Genomic DNA, 16,867 nt, shown 5'->3' with positions numbered 1-16,867 from the left:
ATACTATTGTCAAAGGTGGACTGTTAAAATTGCTGATATAGCCTTTTAAAATTATTAATATACATAAGGAATATCATTTTGTTTTTGTTGTTCTAATTTACCTCAAATAAGTAATTCAAGTTTTCATTTTTTAACGTAAATAATTAAAAAATGAAAGATTGTATTGTAAATCAAAATTATCGGAAAATTTACAGTAACTTCATACTTCACCTGTATAATCAAACCTATATTAGGAAAATAGTACAGTGATTGTGGGGGCATTTATTTTGGAAAAGGGAAAAAAAGAAAAAATATTAAAGGACAAAATACTTAATAAAAGGAATTGGTACAAAAGATTATTAAGCAAGCTTAGTTTGAGTGCCAGACTATGTATTCTGTTTGTTTCACTGCTAGTAATAACTATTGCAATTATTGGGTATAGTTCTTATATGAAAGCTAAGGATATGACGATGAACTCGATAGAGAATAGGTTAGTTCGAGAAACAGAATTAATGGGCTATATCGCAGAGAATTTAAAATTTGTTTATGTCAGTGACGATGAATACTTTATGCAGCAACTTGAGGAGAATGTGCGCTCACAACAGAAAAAGCTTGCTTCTGATGGAATTGAATCTGAATTCTTCTATCTCGAAAATGGTGATGTCACTGCATTTAAAGTAAGTGAAACATCTTTGCCTTTACTATCAGATAACCAAATTAATAGAATAAAAGAACAAAAAAACGGAATTATTTATGAAAAAATAAGTGGTGAGAATTATACAATATCATTCAGAGAAATGAAAGAAATAGACGGTACATATGCACTTTTAATTCCAACAGAATCCTATATGGAGCCTATTGATCAAATGGGTTACTTTATATTATTAGTTAGTGCTATAAGTATAATAGTTACTGCTATCTTAACGATTCTTTTTGTAGGAAGTGTAACAAAACCTCTTAATATTTTGAAGCGTACAATGAAAGAGGTGCGTGAGGGTAATCTTAAGCATTCCGCGTCCCTTTCTACTACCATTCCGGAAATTGTATCATTACATACAAGTTATAATGCGATGATTGATCAAATGAGAAATATGATCCACGAATTAAAGGAAACAACAAAGGAACTGGAAACTACAGGTGGTGAATTAAACAAGTCATCTGAAAATACGCTTAGTTCCAGTCACCAACTAGTATCGGCGATAAATATTGTAAAATTAGGTGCGCAACAGACAGCTAGTAGTTCTGAAAACAGCGTCAATAGTTTTAAGACAATGAAAGATAAAATTGAAGCAATGCTGGGAAATATGGATATTGTTTTTGATAGTTCAGAACATATGAATGAATCTGCGAAGCATGGTGAGGACACAATGGCTGAATTAATTATAACGATTCAAAAATTTGAGCATGATTTTGATAAGCTAACGAAAACGATAAATCATGTTAAGGACAACTCATTAATAATTACAAATCTGGTTGGGTTAGTAAAAGGCATTGCAGAACAAACAAAATTACTTGCGCTAAATGCATCGATTGAAGCAGCACGGGCTGGAGAAGCTGGTAAAGGATTTGCAGTAGTGGCAAATGAGGTAAGAATATTAGCAGAGCAATCAACAGCTGCAACAGAAAAGATAACAAAGTCAATCTCAAATTTGGAAAATATAACAATACAAGCAACTCAAGAATTTGATCAAATGCTAAATAAAATTACAAACAACTTGAAGATGGCTAACGAATCTAAAGTATCTTTTGATCATTTGATGCACGAAATCTCTGTGTTTAGTAGTAATCTACAAGGAATGCAAGGTGATCTAGTAGAAATTGAAGAGGTTTTACCAGTGCTAGAAGAAACTGCAGATAACCTATCTTCTGTTTCGCAGGAAACATTGGCAAGTTCAGAACAGATGCTAGCAGCGAGTGACTACCAAATCGAAGAAATGAAAAGAACAAATGAGGTTAGCTTAAGGTTACGTGATTTGTCTAGTTCTCTATCTATTATAACGGATAATTTCAGTATTAGTTACAGTCATGACCAGTCCAAAATGCACAAGAGTAGTCCTAAGGTCGTACTAAATGAAGAAGCAAAAACTGAGAAAAAAACAGATCAATGACTTAAGGGGAATAATAGATGAAGAAGCGTTTATTGTATAACTTGCGTGACAATGTTTAAGTAAACCAACCTAGAGAGTTCTTTCTATTTAATTGTAAATAAAAGGTGCACCAAGTATAGATAAAATAATTAATAAAGCGTAGAAAGCTGTTACAGAAGGATGATAGTAACTCTGCCCATTGGGGATACCGACGGTGGAAGACTGTGTAGTTCAAGTGGCTATTCGCAAATATTAGATCTTATCTTCGAAGAGAACTTTCTGCATGTAGTATTCAAAAAATAAAAAGAGAGTGGCATTTACGAATTTCACTCTCTTTTTTAATATTTTATAAAAAAAAGCTTGAATGATTTAGTAGTACATGCTATATTATTTTTGTTGCTTAATTTTAAAAAAACAGAAACAAAAAAATATTTAATAAATCTGTTGACAGGTATACAGATACATGTTATATTATTATACGTCGCTTAAGTGCGATAGTTACTTTAGTTAAAATTTTAGCTTTACATATTTTATTATTCCACAGTAGCTCAGTGGTAGAGCTATCGGCTGTTAACCGATCGGTCGTAGGTTCGAATCCTACCTGTGGAGCCAACATGGCGGTGTAGCTCAGCTGGCGAGAGCGTACGGTTCATACCCGTGAGGTCGGGGGTTCGATCCCCTCCGCCGCTACCAATTAAAATATGTTTTACTAATGATGGCGGTCGTGGCGAAGGGGTTAACGCACCGGATTGTGGTTCCGGCATTCGTGGGTTCAATTCCCACCGGTCGCCCCATTTAAAGTAATAAGGACCCTTAGCTCAGTTGGTTAGAGCTATCGGCTCATAACCGATCGGTCGCAGGTTCGAATCCTGCAGGGTCCACCATTTCTAAGAAAATATTTGTATTACGGAGGATTACCCAAGTCTGGCTGAAGGGATCGGTCTTGAAAACCGACAGGGGCTTCGCGGCTCGCGGGGGTTCGAATCCCTCATCCTCCTCCATTTTTCTAAATACATATTACGGCTCGGTAGCTCAGTCGGTAGAGCAACGGACTGAAAATCCGTGTGTCGGCGGTTCGATTCCGTCCCGAGCCATCTTTTAAAACAAGCAGAAATCTGCTTGTTTTTTTGTTTAAAAACAATTGTATTCGACTGTTTGACACGAACTTAATCTGAAAAGTTTAAAAACTCTATTCTGAGGTATAGCTATTATAAATACCCAATGAAAGTTCAGGGAGGATAAATTATGATATCAGATAGAGTAAAACAAAAATGTGAAAAGCTATTACTTGAACAAAAGCAAAATGTCTTAGGTCAAATAAAAATTCAGACCAACCTAGAAAAAGAGCAAGTAAACCAAATTGTAGAAGAGTTATCTAACTATGATAACCACCCTGGTGATCAAGGATCAGAATTATTTGAACGAGAAAAAAATATTGCATTAAATGAACATTCAATTCAAGAGATTGAGGATATCAATCTTGCACTTAAAGCAATTGAGAATGGAACATATGGTATATGTAAAACATGTGGGACAGAAATATCTGAAGAACGTTTAGTAGCATTACCTACTGCATTATATTGTATAAATCATGCGAAAACTTCTGACGAAAACAGAAGACCATTAGAAGAACAGGTATTAGATCCAAATATTATTAATAGAAAGTCTAAAGCTGATGAAGATGAATCAACTGCTTTTGATGCTGAAGACACATGGCAGTCAGTAGATGAGTATGGTTCTTCAAATAGTCCATCAGACTTTTATCAAGAAAAAGAAAGTTACAGTAATATGCACGTTAATTCTGATAAAGATTATGGTACTACAGAGGAAATGGATAATATTGCTCAAACCGATATTAGTGGAAAAAATAAGATAAACAGAAAAAATAAAAAATGAGTTTAAAAAAAGAGTTACTAGTGAATAGTAACTATATGAAGAATTCATTTTTCTTCTGAAGCATAAAAGTTGCAAGATTAAAAGTGCTTTGATAACCTAAATGTAACAGAAAAACGAAAATTTTGTGACGTTTTTCTTACATATATTTTAAGGAGGATTATTTATGGCTAAATTTGAATTACCAGAACTACCTTACGCTTATGATGCGTTAGAACCACACATTGATAAGGAAACAATGAATATTCATCATACGAAACACCATAACACATATGTTACTAAATTAAATGCAGCGCTTGAAGGGCATGCAGATCTTCAAAATAAATCATTGGAAGAACTTCTTTCTGATTTAGATAGCCTACCTGAATCTGTTCGTACTGCTGTACGTAATAATGGTGGTGGCCATGCAAACCATAGCTTATTTTGGACATTGCTTTCACCAAATGGTGGTGGTGAGCCAACGGGAGAACTAGCTTCAGCAATTAAAGACTCCTTTGGTAGCCTTGATGATTTTAAAGAAAAATTTAAGGCCGCAGCTACAGGAAGATTTGGTTCTGGTTGGGCTTGGCTGATTGTAGACAATGGTAACCTTGTAATTACAAGTACACCAAACCAAGATACACCTGTGATGGAAGGCAAGAAGCCGATTCTTGGTCTAGATGTTTGGGAACATGCCTATTACTTGAAATACCAAAATAAACGTCCTGATTACGTAGCTGCATTTTGGAACGTAGTTAATTGGGATGAAGTTGCTAAGTTATATCAAGCAGCTAAATAATATAGTTAAAAAAGTTGAGGGTCTATCCTCAGCTTTTTTTATTGCTAAAAAAATATAAAAAGCTAAATTAAATTGTATTAAATATCATCTCTACAATAGTGCATATCTGCTTATCTTTTGAAAACAATAAACCATAGAACGAAATGAGGAGAACTGATATGCCAAAAAAACATAACATTCTATTAGGTGATATTGAAATAAATCGTGACTTGAAGTTATTACTCACAATTGGGGGGTTATATGCTCTTGCCACATTTTTATCAAATACTTTTGTTAATATTTACTTATGGAAACAATCTAATGATTACATAGCTATTGCTCTTTATAATTTAGCCATATATGTTTTGCAACCGACAACTTTTATTGTGGCAGGACGATTTGCTAAAAAAGTTGACAGAGTTATTGTTTTACGTTTAGGTGTGACTTTTTTAGCCTTCTTCTTTATGACTGTTTTATTGGTCGGTGAGAATGCGGCAAAATTTAATATTTTATTAGGGGGATTGCTAGGAGTTGGGTATGGCTTTTACTGGTTAGCGTTTAATGTATTGACATTTGAGATTACTGAACCGGATACTCGTGATTTTTTTAATGGGTTTTTAGGTTTAATGCAATCATTTGGCGGTATGATTGGTCCTATCGTTGCGGGTTTTATTATTTCACAAATGAATAATTCACAAGGTTATACAATAATCTTTTCGATTTCTTTTCTATTATTTATATGTGCAGTAGTTTGTAGCTTCTTTTTAAACAGAAGATCTGCTGTTGGTAAATTCGATTTTAGACGCATTTTGCGTGAAAGAAAAAAGAATTCAAATTGGCGTCACATACTTTATGCACATACTTTACAAGGGTTAAGAGAAGGTATATTCGTATTTGTTATTTCTATATGGGTGTTCATTGCAACTGGAAGTGAATTAGCTTTGGGTACATTTAACCTCGTTTTCTCAGGATTTTCCTTTGTTTGTTATTATGCGGCAACAAGGTTGATTAAACAAAAAATGCGAAAAAAATCAATTTTAGTTGGAGGGTTAGCGTTGTATTTTGCTATCTTCCTAATTATATTTAATGTGAATTACACCATTTTACTAGTATATGGTGCATTAATCGGTATAGCTTATCCTTTATTCACAGTTCCTTATGCATCAATGACCTATGACATTATTGGACATGCGTGGAAAGCAAAAGAAATGCGAATTGAATATATTGTCGTTCGAGAGTTGTTTCTAAATGTAGGAAGAGTTAGTTCTATTCTACTATTTATATTAAGTGTTACACTTTTTCCTACTGACCAAGTTATTCCTTATGTGTTAGTAATCCTAGGGGGCGGTCATTTTCTTGTTTATTTCTTTATTCGAAGAGTTTCGTTTCTTCCTACCACAAAAAACCCCACCTCTGCGTTAAAAGATGAGGTAATGAATCATGAAAATAGATAAACATCATGTTATAATAACCCTATCTGATTTTTTATGATAAAAGGGGGAGAATTAAGTGGGGGAAAAGAAAAAGAAAAAGAAAAAGTCGCAACTTCCCTTTCGGTTAAATATATTGTTTATTTTTGTGTTTGTTCTATTCTCATTGCTAATTTTGCAGTTAGGTGTTGTGCAAATATTAAATGGAGAAGAGGCGCAAAAACAAATAGATAAAACTGAAAATACACAAGCAACCATCTCAGTTCCTAGAGGTTTAATGTATGATCGCTATGGCACACTGATTTTGGACAATGTTCCACAAAGGTCGATAGTCTATACCCCACCCAAAAATGGAGATTCTGTATTGAAGCGATTAGAGATTGCTGAAAAGTTAGCGGAATTCATTATGATGGAAGAAAAAATGGACGACCTTGAGAAATTAGTTCGAGAAAGAGACAAGAAAGAGTATTGGTATTTATTCAATGCAACAGAAGCTGCGGCCCGATTGACTGAAGAAGAAAAGGATCTAGATAACGGTGGTCAATATCAGGCAATGCTTGATAAAATTAAACCTAATGATTATAACGAATTTAATTGGGAAGACCCTAAACTATTAAATATTGTTGCAATAAAAAAAGAATTAGATGCTGCTTATCAACTTTCGCCACACACAATAAAAAATGAAAATGTAACAGAGTTAGAGTATGCATTAGTCTCAGAACACTTATATGAACTTCCAGGAATTGATGCGTTACCAGATTGGAATCGGGTATCAAAAGTAGGAAATACACTTTCTACATTTATTGGTAACATCACGTCTTCAGACCAGGGAATACCAAGGGATAAAAGTGACTATTATCTAACACGAGGTTATAGTAGAAATGATCGTGTAGGTATAAGTGGGTTAGAGGAAGAATATGAAAGTGTTTTACGTGGTCAAAAAGAAGTCGTTGAATACACGACAGATAATAACGGTAATATAGTAGGTTCCGAGACCATTATTGAAGGTAAAAGTGGTAACGATTTAGTATTAACAGTAGACATAAAATTGCAACAAGAAATCGATAAGATTGTTCAAGAAGAACTAGAAAGCTTTATTAGTCAAAACCCAAGTGAAAATAAACATATGGAAGATGCATTAGTAGTGATGATGGATCCACAAACAGGAGACGTTCTTAGCCTATCTGGTGCCCATTATGATCGTGAGGACAATGAGTACGTAGATCAATCGTATCGAACAATTATTGATGCGCATTTACCAGGATCAACTATAAAAGGTGCAACAGTTCTAGCAGGGTTAGATTCAGGAGTGGTGAGACCTGGAGAAGAAATTTATGATACGCCAATTAAAATAGCAGGAACTCGCGAGAAAAGTTCATGGAGAAATATGGGGTATGTAAATGATTTAGAAGCTATTGAAAAATCATCAAACGTCTATATGTTCAATGTAGCAATTCGTTTAGCAACTGCTACGTATCGCTACGAAGAACCACTATATAATTTTGATTGGGATTCCTTTCAAGTCTTACGTAACTATTATAATCAATTTGGATTAGGTGTGGAAACGGGAATTGATTTACCATATGAAGCGACTGGGTTAGTAGGTGATCCTGGCCCTCGCGGTCAAGGACTATTACTAAACCTTGCAATCGGTCAATATGATACCTATACAACATTACAGTTAGCACAATATGTTTCAACGATTGCGAATGAGGGCTACCGCGTTCGCCCTCACTTGGTTAAAGAAATTAGGCAATCTAATGCTAAAGATTCTTTAGGACCAGTCCTGGAAAGTTTTGATACCGATGTATTAAACCGTGTTGTAATGGATGACAGTTATATCGATCGTGTCCAAGAAGGGTTTAAACGCGTTGTTTCAAGTGGTACTGCTTCAGGCCATTGGCGTGATAATAAGTACAAGGTAGCAGCAAAGACTGGTACGGCTCAAAATATTTTTTATGATAATGGAAAGGAGATCTATACCTATAACCTAGCTTTAGTCGGTTATGCTCCATACGATGAACCAGAAGTAGCATTTGCGATCATGATTCCTCGTGCTGGAACTGGAAATGACCAAAATGGAATTCATCACGCAATCGGTAACCGGATTATAAATAAATATTTTCAATTAAAAGAGGAACGCCAGCAAACAGGTATAACTGAAAATCTAAACGAAGAAGTAGCAGATCAAGAAAATCAAGAAGGTTAATTGACTAGAGAAAAGGATGTGAGCGATTATTTCGCTCACATCCTTTTTGTCTTTCGTATTATTAGCCAAGAGATTTGTTTGGTTTACACATTCTTAACATGCAATTAACGGTAGATTAAAACTTATACGTTATGATGTAGTTGTGGCTGAGATAAACAAGCCTAAAATAAAAATTATAGGGGGAAACATTACATGAAGAAACTAAAGTTAGTTGGATTTGCTTTACTCGTAATTTTATCAATTAGTTTACTTGCAGCCTGCGGTACGGAAGAGTCAAACGGAGAAGAAACAGGAACAGAAGATATGAACATAGAAGATAATGCGAGCACAGAAGAAGATAAAAACAATGACGATACATCAACTGAATTAGAGGGTAATGTCGTAGTTGATGGTTCAGGTACTGTATACCCCTTAATGGCTAGAATAGCTGAAGAGTATATGTTGACAGAACAAGAGGGTGTATCTGTTGAAGTAGGTCGCTCAGGTACAAGTGCTGGATTTCAAAAATTCCTAGTGGAAGACGGAACAGACTTTAATGATGCCTCTCGCCATATCAAAGATGAAGAGAAAGCCAAAGCAGAAGAGCTAGGTATTGAGGTGAAAGAACTAAAAGTTGCATTAGACGGTTTAACATTCGTAATGCACCCTGAAAATGACTGGGCAACAGAGATGACAGAAGAAGAGATAATAAATATTTTCCTTGCAGACAAAGGAGTAACAAATTGGTCGGATATTAATCCTGATTGGCCAAATGAAAAAATTAACACGTATGGACCGAATGAAAACCATGGAACATATGAATTCTTTTATGAGAGTATCTTAGAAGAACAAGATCTAGTAAGTGACGCTAATCTTCAACAAGAATATTCAACGCTTGTAACATTGGTTTCAGAAGATGTTAATTCAATCGGATTTTTCGGTTTTGGTTACTATGTAAATAACCAAGACAAATTACAGGCAGTAAACGTTGACTTTGGTGATGGACCAGTTGAACCATCGCTAGATACAATTGCTGAAGATGGAGACTATGCAAACTTTACAAGACCAGTATTTACTTATTTAAATGTGAATAACGCAAAACAAGAAGCACAAGTCTTAGATTATGCAATTTACCTTATGAATAACGTTAACACATTTGCTGGTGAAACTGGCTTTGCACCTATTCCAGATCAAGAAGCACAAGAGAGTATTGATTTCTTAGAGGGACTTAAGTAATAGATTTATATAAAAGTAAATAGTCAAGGGAGGGGAGAGCATAAATAATGCTCTCTTCTTATTTTTTATAAAAATTTGTACAAGAAAGGTGTTATTTAGTGCAGAAAAACAGCGATAAAAAATAATGTTATTGATGTAATAGATTTGAATCATAAATATAGTAAAAGAGAAAGCATTTCAACTATAAAAGTAAAATTAGTTCCTATATGCATATTTCGCATGGTTTGGACAAAAGATATGATTAATTTACACAATCTTTACATTCGATTAACATTAAATTAAAACTTATACGTTATGATGTAGTTGTGGCTGAGATAAACAAGCCTAATATATAAAAATAAAAATTATAGGGGACAGATGATATGAAGAAACTAAAGTTAGTTGGATTTGCTTTACTTGCAATTTTATCAATCGGTTTACTTGCTGCTTGTGGAGCTGAAGATGAGTCAAATAACAATAATAATGAAACTGCATTAGAAGGTAGTGTCGAGGTTGATGGGTCAGGTACTGTATATCCCTTGATGGCAAGAATAGCTGAAGAATATATGTTTACAGAACAAGAGGGTGTATCAGTTGAAGTAGGACGTTCAGGTACAAGTGCTGGATTTGAAAAATTTCTAGTGGAAGACGGAACAGACTTTAATAATGCATCTCGCCATATCAAGGATGAAGAGAAAACTAAAGCAGAAGAACTAGGTATTGAAGTGAAAGAACTAAAAGTTGCATTAGACGGTTTAACAATTGTAATGCACCCTGAAAATGACTGGGCAACAGAGATGACAGAAGAAGAAATAATAAATATATTCCTTGCAGATGGAGGAATAACAAATTGGTCGGATATTAATCCTGATTGGCCAAATGAAAAAATTAACACGTATGGACCGAATGAAAACCATGGAACATATGAATTCTTTTATGAAAGTATTCTAGAAGAACAAGATCTAGTAGGTGACGCTAATCTTCAACAAAATTATTCAACGCTTGTAACATTGGTTTCAGAAGATGTTAACTCGATCGGGTTTTTCGGTTTTGGTTACTATGTAAATAACCAAGACAAATTACAGGCAGTAAACGTTGACTTTGGTGATGGACCAGTTGAACCATCGCTAGATACAATTGCTGAAGATGGAGACTATGCAAACTTTACAAGACCAGTATTTACTTATTTAAATGTGAATAACGCAAAACAAGAAGCACAAGTCTTAGACTATGCGATTTACCTTATGAATAACGTTAATACATTTGCTGGTGAAACTGGCTTTGCACCTATTCCAGACCAAGAAGCACAAGAGAGTATTGATTTCTTAGAGGGACTTAAGTAATAGATTTATACAAAAGTAAATAGTCAAGGGAGGGGAGAGCATCAATATTGCTCTCTTCTTATTGTTAGAAATTTGAACAAGAGAGGTGTTATTTAGTTATGAACAACAGCGATACAACAAAAAATAATGCTGTTCAAGTAAGAGATTTAATTCACAAAAATAGTAAAACAAAAAGTATCTCAAATATAACAGAGAAATCAGTTCCGATCATATTATTTCTAATCGCAATGATATCTTTAGTAACAACTATTGGGATATTGGTCACTTTATTAACAGAAACAATACATTTTTTTAATCGAGTTTCTATTATTGAATTCTTTACTGGAACAGTATTGAAACCTTTAAGTCAAAATCCTCAATTTGGGATATTACCACTAATTTCAGGTACAATCATTTCATCTGTTATTGCAATGCTTGTAGCTGGTCCAATTGGGATAATGACAGCAATCTTTCTAAGTGAATATGCATCCGATCGTGTTAGAAGAACACTAAAACCACTTTTAGAATTACTAGCTGGAATTCCAACAATTGTTTATGGATTTTTTGCTTTTACTTTTGTTACACCTCTTTTAAGGGAGTTTATACCTGGATTAGAAGCTACAAATGTTTTAAGTCCAGGGATTGTAATGGGGATTATGATTGTTCCAATGATTGCATCCTTATCAGAAGATGCAATGAGTTCTGTACCAAATGGCATGCGAGAAGGAGCATTAGCATTAGGTGCAACAAGGTTAGAAGTTACATTACGAGTTATCGTTCCTGCAGCATTGTCAGGAATCATCGCTTCCTTTGTTTTAGGGATCTCTCGTGCGATTGGTGAGACGATGATTTTAACTATCGCAAGTGGAAGTTCAAAAAACTTTACGCTTGATGTTACACAATCGATGCAAACCATGACTGCTTATATTGTTGAAGTTTCTGGTGGTGATGCACCTGCTGGTTCCACTATTTATTATAGCCTTTATGCAGTTGCTATGACGTTATTTTGTTTTACATTACTGATGAATATCGTTGCAAGATATGTCTCTCGTAGATTTAGGGAGGAATATTAAATGAAATATATAGATACAGCTCAAGTTGAGAAAAAAATGAAATCACGCGTAATAATAAATAATTTTTTGAAAAGTATTTTCTTTTTAGCAACCATATTTGGACTTGTAGTTCTAGCCGTACTGATTTTTCGTGTAATGTCACAGGGTCTTAGCTATATTAACATGGACTTTTTAACTGGAAAATTATCAACTATGCCAGAAAGAGCAGGAATAATGGGAGCGATTTTGGGAACATTTTGGTTGATGGTCGTTGTAATACCAGTTACGATGGTTTTAGGAGTTAGTACCGCAATTTACAACGAGTTATATGCCAAAAAAGGTCGATTGCAATCTGTTATACAAACGAATATTGCAAACTTAGCTGGTGTGCCATCTATTGTCTATGGAATATTAGGTATGACGATTTTTGTACGGGCTTTAGATTTTGGTAATATCGTTCTTGCTGGTGGTTTAACGATGTCTTTGCTTGTTTTACCAATTGTTATTGTAGCAAGTCAAGAGGCAATACGTGCAGTTCCACAACATTTAAGTGAAGCGTCTTATGGAATGGGTGCAACGAAATGGCAAACAGTAAAAAATATTATTTTGCCTGCGTCACTCCCAGGGATTCTTACTGGTTCAATCTTAGCGCTTTCTCGTGCGATTGGTGAGACTGCACCGTTGGTAGTGCTTGGTATACCAGCATTATTAATTCCTTTCCCTGGAGGTATTTTTGATAAATTCACGGTACTTCCAATGCAAATATACTATTGGACATTGGATTCTTCACTTATGGAAGAATACGCTTATTTGGCTGCAGCAACAATTATTGTATTATTAGTATTATTATTTATTCTAAACTCAACTGCTATAATTATAAGAAATAAATTCCAACAAAGATATTAATTTTAGGGGTGAAAATATGAACCTTGTTACAGATGTCAATCAGAATAATATAAATTCAAACGGTACAGAGCGTGAAAACAAAAACATTGTATATGATACAAAAGATCTAAATTTATGGTATGGAAATACACACGCATTAAGAAACATTGATTTACCAATATATGAAAGAGAAGTGACGGCCATTATTGGCCCATCGGGATGTGGGAAATCAACGTATTTAAAAACACTAAATAGAATGGTTGAATTAGTACCTAGTGTGCATACTTCTGGAACAATCAAATACAGAGGTAGAGATATACTTGATAAATCATTTAAGGTTGAAGCACTAAGAACAAGTGTAGGAATGGTTTTTCAAAAACCGAATCCATTTCCTAAATCTATTTATGACAATATCGCATATGGTCCAAAGATTCATGGGATCCGCAACAAAAAAATCCTAGATGAAATTGTAGAAAAAAGTTTACGTGGTGCTTATATTTGGGATGAGGTAAAAGATAGGCTAAAAGACAATGCATATAGTCTCTCAGGGGGGCAACAACAAAGGATATGTATTGCTCGTTGTTTAGCGATTGAACCAGATGTAATTTTAATGGATGAACCTACATCTGCACTAGATCCCAAATCTACACTAAAAGTAGAAGAATTAATTCAAGAATTAAAAAAAGATTACTCAATTGTTATTGTTACGCATAATATGCAACAAGCTGCCCGTATATCAGATAGAACTGCTTTTTTCTTAAATGGAGAAGTGGTTGAATATACTGATACTGATACATTATTTTCAACACCAAAAGATAAACGTACAGAGGATTATATTACTGGAAGATTTGGTTAATAAATAGTAAAGGGGAGAATATTTATGGTAGCAAGAGAACAGTTTGAAAGTGAATTAGCTTTAATGAAGCAAAAGGTTATTCATCTAGCGGAAGGAGCTAAGCAACAATTACAAGATTCTGTTTCGGCACTTTATCAAGCAGATACTAAATTTGCAGGTGAAGTAATCGAAGCAGATAAGAAATTGGACAAAATGGACCTTGATATTAATGAAACAGCTATTCTATTAATTGCGAAACAACAGCCGGTTGCTTCAGATTTACGTAAATTAATAGTAGCAATCCGTCTCTCTACAGATTTAGAACGTATGGCTGATAACGCAAAGAATATTGCCCGTTCAACAACGCATCTGGGAGATAATCATGGCATGGAAATTCCTAAGTCTTTGGGAGATATGCGTGATGTGGCACTACGAATGATTGATTTAGCAATTCTGGCTTATAAACAAGAAGATATTTCATTAGCTAGAGAATTATCTGAATTAGATGATCAGATTGATACAATGTATTCAAATGGATTACAGTCACTACTCGAAGAGACAGTAACTAATCCCCAAAAGATTCAATTTATTATGCAAATTGCTTTTTGTGGACGTTTTATTGAACGATTTGGTGACCATTTAACAAATATTGCAGAAAGTATTATGTACTTGGTAAAAGGAGAGTCCCTTAACTTAAATGAATAACAAAACAGCAGTGCTTGAGCATCAAGCACTGTTGTTTTTTAATTTTGATTTGCTATTGTATCAGCTATTTCTTGAAGTGTCATTTCACTGTTTAACTCAAACTCTCCTATTTGTATGTTGGTTCCATAATCATTATCGTTTAGATATGTTATAAAAACTTCACGATCTTCTATTATATTTGCATTTTCTAAACTTTCAGCAACTTGTGAAATAGTCATTCCTGATTCGATTGTTAAGTTAAATGTTTCTGGAGCAGTTGTCTCAGTATCGGTATCAGATCCACTTTCATTTTCAGATTCATTCTCGGTACTTTCTTTTTGTGTCTCAGTTTCAGTTAAGTCTTGTTCATCCGTAGGTTCTTCTGTCGATACATAGTAACCATTCATCTCTAATTCTTCGATCATTTCTTCCAAATCCATTACATTATTTTCTGCAGTATTTTGTTCACCAACAACATCATCGTTGTCATTATCAAAAAAATAAATAACTCCTAATAATACTGTAGCAGTCAGAATCCCCAGTGCAAATGCTCGAACTATTTGTTTCATATTTAAACCCCTTTACCCTTTTGATGAAAACTGTCTGATAAGTGAATGAATATCATATTCACTTAAATTGGTTGACGTTGCAATTTCAGCTGCCGAATGTCCTTTTTGATGCATTTGTTGTACTTTACGCATTAAAGGGGTTTGTGTTTGTGATGATTTTTGTAAATCAATGGTACCCATATCTAGGTCGTCTGAGAGTAGTTCTTCTTCTAAAATTTTAATCTTCTTTTTAATTTGATACGTATCTTGCAATGTTGATATAGATAATTGCTCTAATTGATCTTCCAATTGTTTGAATTTGTCATTTGTGAAAAATGAAACAATAAATAACACGATGGCAATAACAAATAAACTTATAAAAGCGGTAGTTAGCACATTGTTCCCTCCTATATGTATACACTATTAGTTATAACACAATTGTTTCTATTCGAACAATTGTTAACAGGAAAAATAATTTTTTATTCTAAAAAACAATCGAAGAAACTTGAATTATGTTTATATTTTTGGTAATATAAATAAGTCTGAAAATGATATTAATTTTAAAAAGATGTTAGATGAATAGTTTGGAGGGATAATGATGCGCGTAAATATCACACTTGCTTGTACTGAATCAGGTGATCGTAATTATATTACTACAAAAAATAAACGTACAAATCCAGAACGTTTAGAAATGAAAAAATATAGCCCACGTCTAAAAAGACATACGCTTCACCGTGAAACAAAATAATATGTCTTAATTGAAACTCTTACCTTTCATTTGGTAAGAGTTTTTTTCATTAGATTCTTTGCAATGTTGCTTGTAAAAGTACGAAATTGATATAAACTCCGTCGTAACATTAACTTTGATTTACGCGTAGGGTCAGTCGCTTTCCGCGGGTAACTCTTCAGCTAACTCGGAAGTAAAGAACACTTCCGAGTGGATCTTCAGATGTTACTTTTCCCGCTGGAGTCGACTGACCCTACGCTCCAATCAATATCTGAAAATTACTTGTGTTTGTTTGATTTAATAATAATCCACCACGTTATATATAGAAATAAATTGATAATGATGTGGTGACAGCAAATGTTTTTGATGGGGCGAGTAATCGCAGTCCCACGTGTCCGAAGATCCACTTGGTAAAGTGTTCTTCTTTACCAAGTTAGCTTCGGCCGAGCCCGCGGAATGCGAAGTGTTCTATCGTAACGAGATTAGGAAATACAGATTTCACTTACGACGGATTCTATTTGAATCGTGTCGCAAACAATAGTCCTTCAGAAAAAGTGTTAGATTAAATTTTTTTGTTGAATAAGATTTTGTGTTTAAATATCTACATATAAATATGGGGGTAGGTTATATGGATTCGAAAGAGACGTTACGAAATAAAATGAAAAAGAAACTTTCTTCATTATCATTAGAAGAAAAAATTGAGATTGAAAAAACTCTATATAATCATTTATTTTCTAGTACAAATTGGAAACAAGCGGATGTAATCGCTACAACAATTTCAAAGGGAATTGAGTGGGATACAGGCCCTATAATTGAAAATGCTTGGAAACAAGGAAAACAGATTGCTTTACCAAAATGTTACCCAGAAAAAGCTGATCTTAAGTTCTATACTTTTGAATCATACGAGCAATTGGAAACAGTCTATTATGGTTTATTAGAACCTGCCCCTGATAAAACTGTCTTGATTACACCAGAACAGATCGATTTAGTTCTTGTACCTGGCTTAGTATTTGATCAAAAAAGATTCCGGGTTGGTCATGGTGGAGGTTATTATGACCGTTTCTTAGCACATTATACTGGTGATACTATGTCTTTGGCTTCAGTTAATCAAATTATAGATACAATTCCAGTTGAATCTTTTGATATTCCCGTTGATCAATTAATTACAAATGATCAAAAGAAACCATCTTTATAGTAATTAAAATCATATTTTTCTCACATCGAGGTAAACTATCCTTGTTAAATTAAAAAGGAAGGATGATTAT

Annotated in this window: 15 protein-coding genes and 6 tRNA genes; 19 read left to right on the top strand and 2 right to left on the bottom strand. The window is 34.1% G+C overall.

Going from position 1 to position 16,867, the window contains the following annotated elements; genetic code table 11:
* Nucleotides 1–266: 266 nt before the first annotated feature.
* From D2K40_RS07100 to phoU, 17 genes are all read left to right on the top strand, one after another.
* Complete coding sequence (locus D2K40_RS07100) at nucleotides 267–2,087, top strand: methyl-accepting chemotaxis protein (RefSeq protein WP_229666676.1); 1,821 nt, start codon at nucleotides 267–269, stop codon at nucleotides 2,085–2,087.
* 516 nt (nucleotides 2,088–2,603) lie between these two features.
* Nucleotides 2,604–2,678 (top strand) — tRNA-Asn (locus D2K40_RS07095).
* Between the two features lie 4 nt (nucleotides 2,679–2,682).
* Nucleotides 2,683–2,759 (top strand) — tRNA-Met (locus D2K40_RS07090).
* 25 nt (nucleotides 2,760–2,784) lie between these two features.
* Nucleotides 2,785–2,860: transfer RNA gene (locus tag D2K40_RS07085), tRNA-His, on the top strand.
* Nucleotides 2,861–2,873: 13 nt separating this feature from the next.
* Nucleotides 2,874–2,950 (top strand) — tRNA-Ile (locus D2K40_RS07080).
* A 24-nt stretch (nucleotides 2,951–2,974) separates the two neighbouring features.
* Nucleotides 2,975–3,067 (top strand) — tRNA-Ser (locus tag D2K40_RS07075).
* Nucleotides 3,068–3,087: 20 nt separating this feature from the next.
* Nucleotides 3,088–3,160: transfer RNA gene (locus tag D2K40_RS07070), tRNA-Phe, on the top strand.
* A gap of 151 nt (nucleotides 3,161–3,311) precedes the next feature.
* Nucleotides 3,312–3,962, top strand: coding sequence for a TraR/DksA C4-type zinc finger protein (locus D2K40_RS07065; RefSeq protein ID WP_117154369.1), 651 nt, complete (start codon nucleotides 3,312–3,314; stop codon nucleotides 3,960–3,962).
* A gap of 163 nt (nucleotides 3,963–4,125) precedes the next feature.
* Nucleotides 4,126–4,737: a superoxide dismutase gene (locus D2K40_RS07060; protein WP_117154367.1), complete on the top strand. Its 612-nt coding sequence runs from the start codon at nucleotides 4,126–4,128 to the stop codon at nucleotides 4,735–4,737.
* Between the two features lie 158 nt (nucleotides 4,738–4,895).
* Nucleotides 4,896–6,170, top strand: a complete 1,275-nt coding sequence (locus tag D2K40_RS07055) for an MFS transporter (protein WP_117154365.1) — start codon at nucleotides 4,896–4,898, stop codon at nucleotides 6,168–6,170.
* 55 nt (nucleotides 6,171–6,225) lie between these two features.
* Nucleotides 6,226–8,355 carry a peptidoglycan D,D-transpeptidase FtsI family protein gene (locus D2K40_RS07050; RefSeq protein WP_117154363.1) on the top strand — a complete coding sequence of 710 codons (2,130 nt, stop codon included), beginning with the start codon at nucleotides 6,226–6,228 and terminating at the stop codon, nucleotides 8,353–8,355.
* A 192-nt stretch (nucleotides 8,356–8,547) separates the two neighbouring features.
* Nucleotides 8,548–9,570 (top strand): PstS family phosphate ABC transporter substrate-binding protein, encoded by a 1,023-nt coding sequence (locus D2K40_RS07045; RefSeq protein WP_117154361.1) that lies wholly within the window; start codon nucleotides 8,548–8,550, stop codon nucleotides 9,568–9,570.
* A 362-nt stretch (nucleotides 9,571–9,932) separates the two neighbouring features.
* A complete protein-coding gene (locus D2K40_RS07040) occupies nucleotides 9,933–10,892 on the top strand; it encodes a PstS family phosphate ABC transporter substrate-binding protein (RefSeq protein ID WP_117154358.1) in 960 nt (319 codons plus the stop codon).
* Between the two features lie 98 nt (nucleotides 10,893–10,990).
* Nucleotides 10,991–11,944 (top strand): phosphate ABC transporter permease subunit PstC, encoded by a 954-nt coding sequence (pstC, locus tag D2K40_RS07035; protein WP_117154356.1) that lies wholly within the window; start codon nucleotides 10,991–10,993, stop codon nucleotides 11,942–11,944.
* The gene (gene pstA, locus D2K40_RS07030; protein WP_117154354.1) at nucleotides 11,945–12,829 is read left to right on the top strand and encodes a phosphate ABC transporter permease PstA; all 885 of its coding nucleotides are present in this window, start codon (nucleotides 11,945–11,947) and stop codon (nucleotides 12,827–12,829) included.
* A 16-nt stretch (nucleotides 12,830–12,845) separates the two neighbouring features.
* Nucleotides 12,846–13,664: a phosphate ABC transporter ATP-binding protein PstB gene (gene pstB / locus D2K40_RS07025; RefSeq protein WP_117154351.1), complete on the top strand. Its 819-nt coding sequence runs from the start codon at nucleotides 12,846–12,848 to the stop codon at nucleotides 13,662–13,664.
* Between the two features lie 24 nt (nucleotides 13,665–13,688).
* On the top strand, nucleotides 13,689–14,348 hold the full coding sequence (gene phoU, locus D2K40_RS07020; RefSeq protein WP_117154349.1) for a phosphate signaling complex protein PhoU: 660 nt from the start codon (nucleotides 13,689–13,691) through the stop codon (nucleotides 14,346–14,348).
* Between the two features lie 38 nt (nucleotides 14,349–14,386).
* Here phoU and D2K40_RS07015 read toward each other — a convergent pair whose 3' ends face one another.
* Both D2K40_RS07015 and D2K40_RS07010 read right to left on the bottom strand, forming a co-directional pair.
* Nucleotides 14,387–14,896 carry an endolytic transglycosylase MltG gene (locus D2K40_RS07015; RefSeq protein ID WP_117154347.1) on the bottom strand — a complete coding sequence of 170 codons (510 nt, stop codon included), beginning with the start codon at nucleotides 14,894–14,896 and terminating at the stop codon, nucleotides 14,387–14,389.
* Between the two features lie 12 nt (nucleotides 14,897–14,908).
* Nucleotides 14,909–15,271 (bottom strand): hypothetical protein, encoded by a 363-nt coding sequence (locus D2K40_RS07010; RefSeq protein ID WP_117154345.1) that lies wholly within the window; start codon nucleotides 15,269–15,271, stop codon nucleotides 14,909–14,911.
* Between the two features lie 202 nt (nucleotides 15,272–15,473).
* Here D2K40_RS07010 and rpmG point away from each other — a divergent pair, with 202 nt between their 5' ends.
* Nucleotides 15,474–15,623 (top strand): 50S ribosomal protein L33, encoded by a 150-nt coding sequence (gene rpmG / locus D2K40_RS07005; protein WP_117154343.1) that lies wholly within the window; start codon nucleotides 15,474–15,476, stop codon nucleotides 15,621–15,623.
* 607 nt (nucleotides 15,624–16,230) lie between these two features.
* Entirely contained in the window at nucleotides 16,231–16,797 is a 567-nt protein-coding gene (locus tag D2K40_RS07000; RefSeq protein WP_117154341.1) for a 5-formyltetrahydrofolate cyclo-ligase, read from the top strand.
* The last annotated feature ends 70 nt before the right edge of the window (nucleotides 16,798–16,867 follow it).

Source organism: Paraliobacillus quinghaiensis, from assembly GCF_003426025.1.
GTDB classification, from domain to species: domain Bacteria; phylum Bacillota; class Bacilli; order Bacillales; family Amphibacillaceae; genus Paraliobacillus_A; species Paraliobacillus_A quinghaiensis.
The sequence above is the reverse complement of the archived record's forward strand: the minus strand, read 5'-3'. Positions and strand labels throughout refer to the sequence as shown.

Bases quoted from the DNA above. Each gene is read 5' to 3' on its own strand.
- D2K40_RS07065 (WP_117154369.1), top strand. From the start codon at position 3,312: ATGATATCAGATAGAGTAAAACAAAAATGTGAAAAGCTATTACTTGAA.
- D2K40_RS07060 (WP_117154367.1), top strand. From the start codon at position 4,126: ATGGCTAAATTTGAATTACCAGAACTACCTTACGCTTATGATGCGTTA.
- D2K40_RS07055 (WP_117154365.1), top strand. From the start codon at position 4,896: ATGCCAAAAAAACATAACATTCTATTAGGTGATATTGAAATAAATCGT.
- D2K40_RS07045 (WP_117154361.1), top strand. From the start codon at position 8,548: ATGAAGAAACTAAAGTTAGTTGGATTTGCTTTACTCGTAATTTTATCA.
- D2K40_RS07040 (WP_117154358.1), top strand. From the start codon at position 9,933: ATGAAGAAACTAAAGTTAGTTGGATTTGCTTTACTTGCAATTTTATCA.
- pstC (WP_117154356.1), top strand. From the start codon at position 10,991: ATGAACAACAGCGATACAACAAAAAATAATGCTGTTCAAGTAAGAGAT.
- pstA (WP_117154354.1), top strand. From the start codon at position 11,945: ATGAAATATATAGATACAGCTCAAGTTGAGAAAAAAATGAAATCACGC.
- pstB (WP_117154351.1), top strand. From the start codon at position 12,846: ATGAACCTTGTTACAGATGTCAATCAGAATAATATAAATTCAAACGGT.
- phoU (WP_117154349.1), top strand. From the start codon at position 13,689: ATGGTAGCAAGAGAACAGTTTGAAAGTGAATTAGCTTTAATGAAGCAA.
- D2K40_RS07015 (WP_117154347.1), bottom strand. From the start codon at position 14,896: ATGAAACAAATAGTTCGAGCATTTGCACTGGGGATTCTGACTGCTACA.
- rpmG (WP_117154343.1), top strand. From the start codon at position 15,474: ATGCGCGTAAATATCACACTTGCTTGTACTGAATCAGGTGATCGTAAT.
- D2K40_RS07000 (WP_117154341.1), top strand. From the start codon at position 16,231: ATGGATTCGAAAGAGACGTTACGAAATAAAATGAAAAAGAAACTTTCT.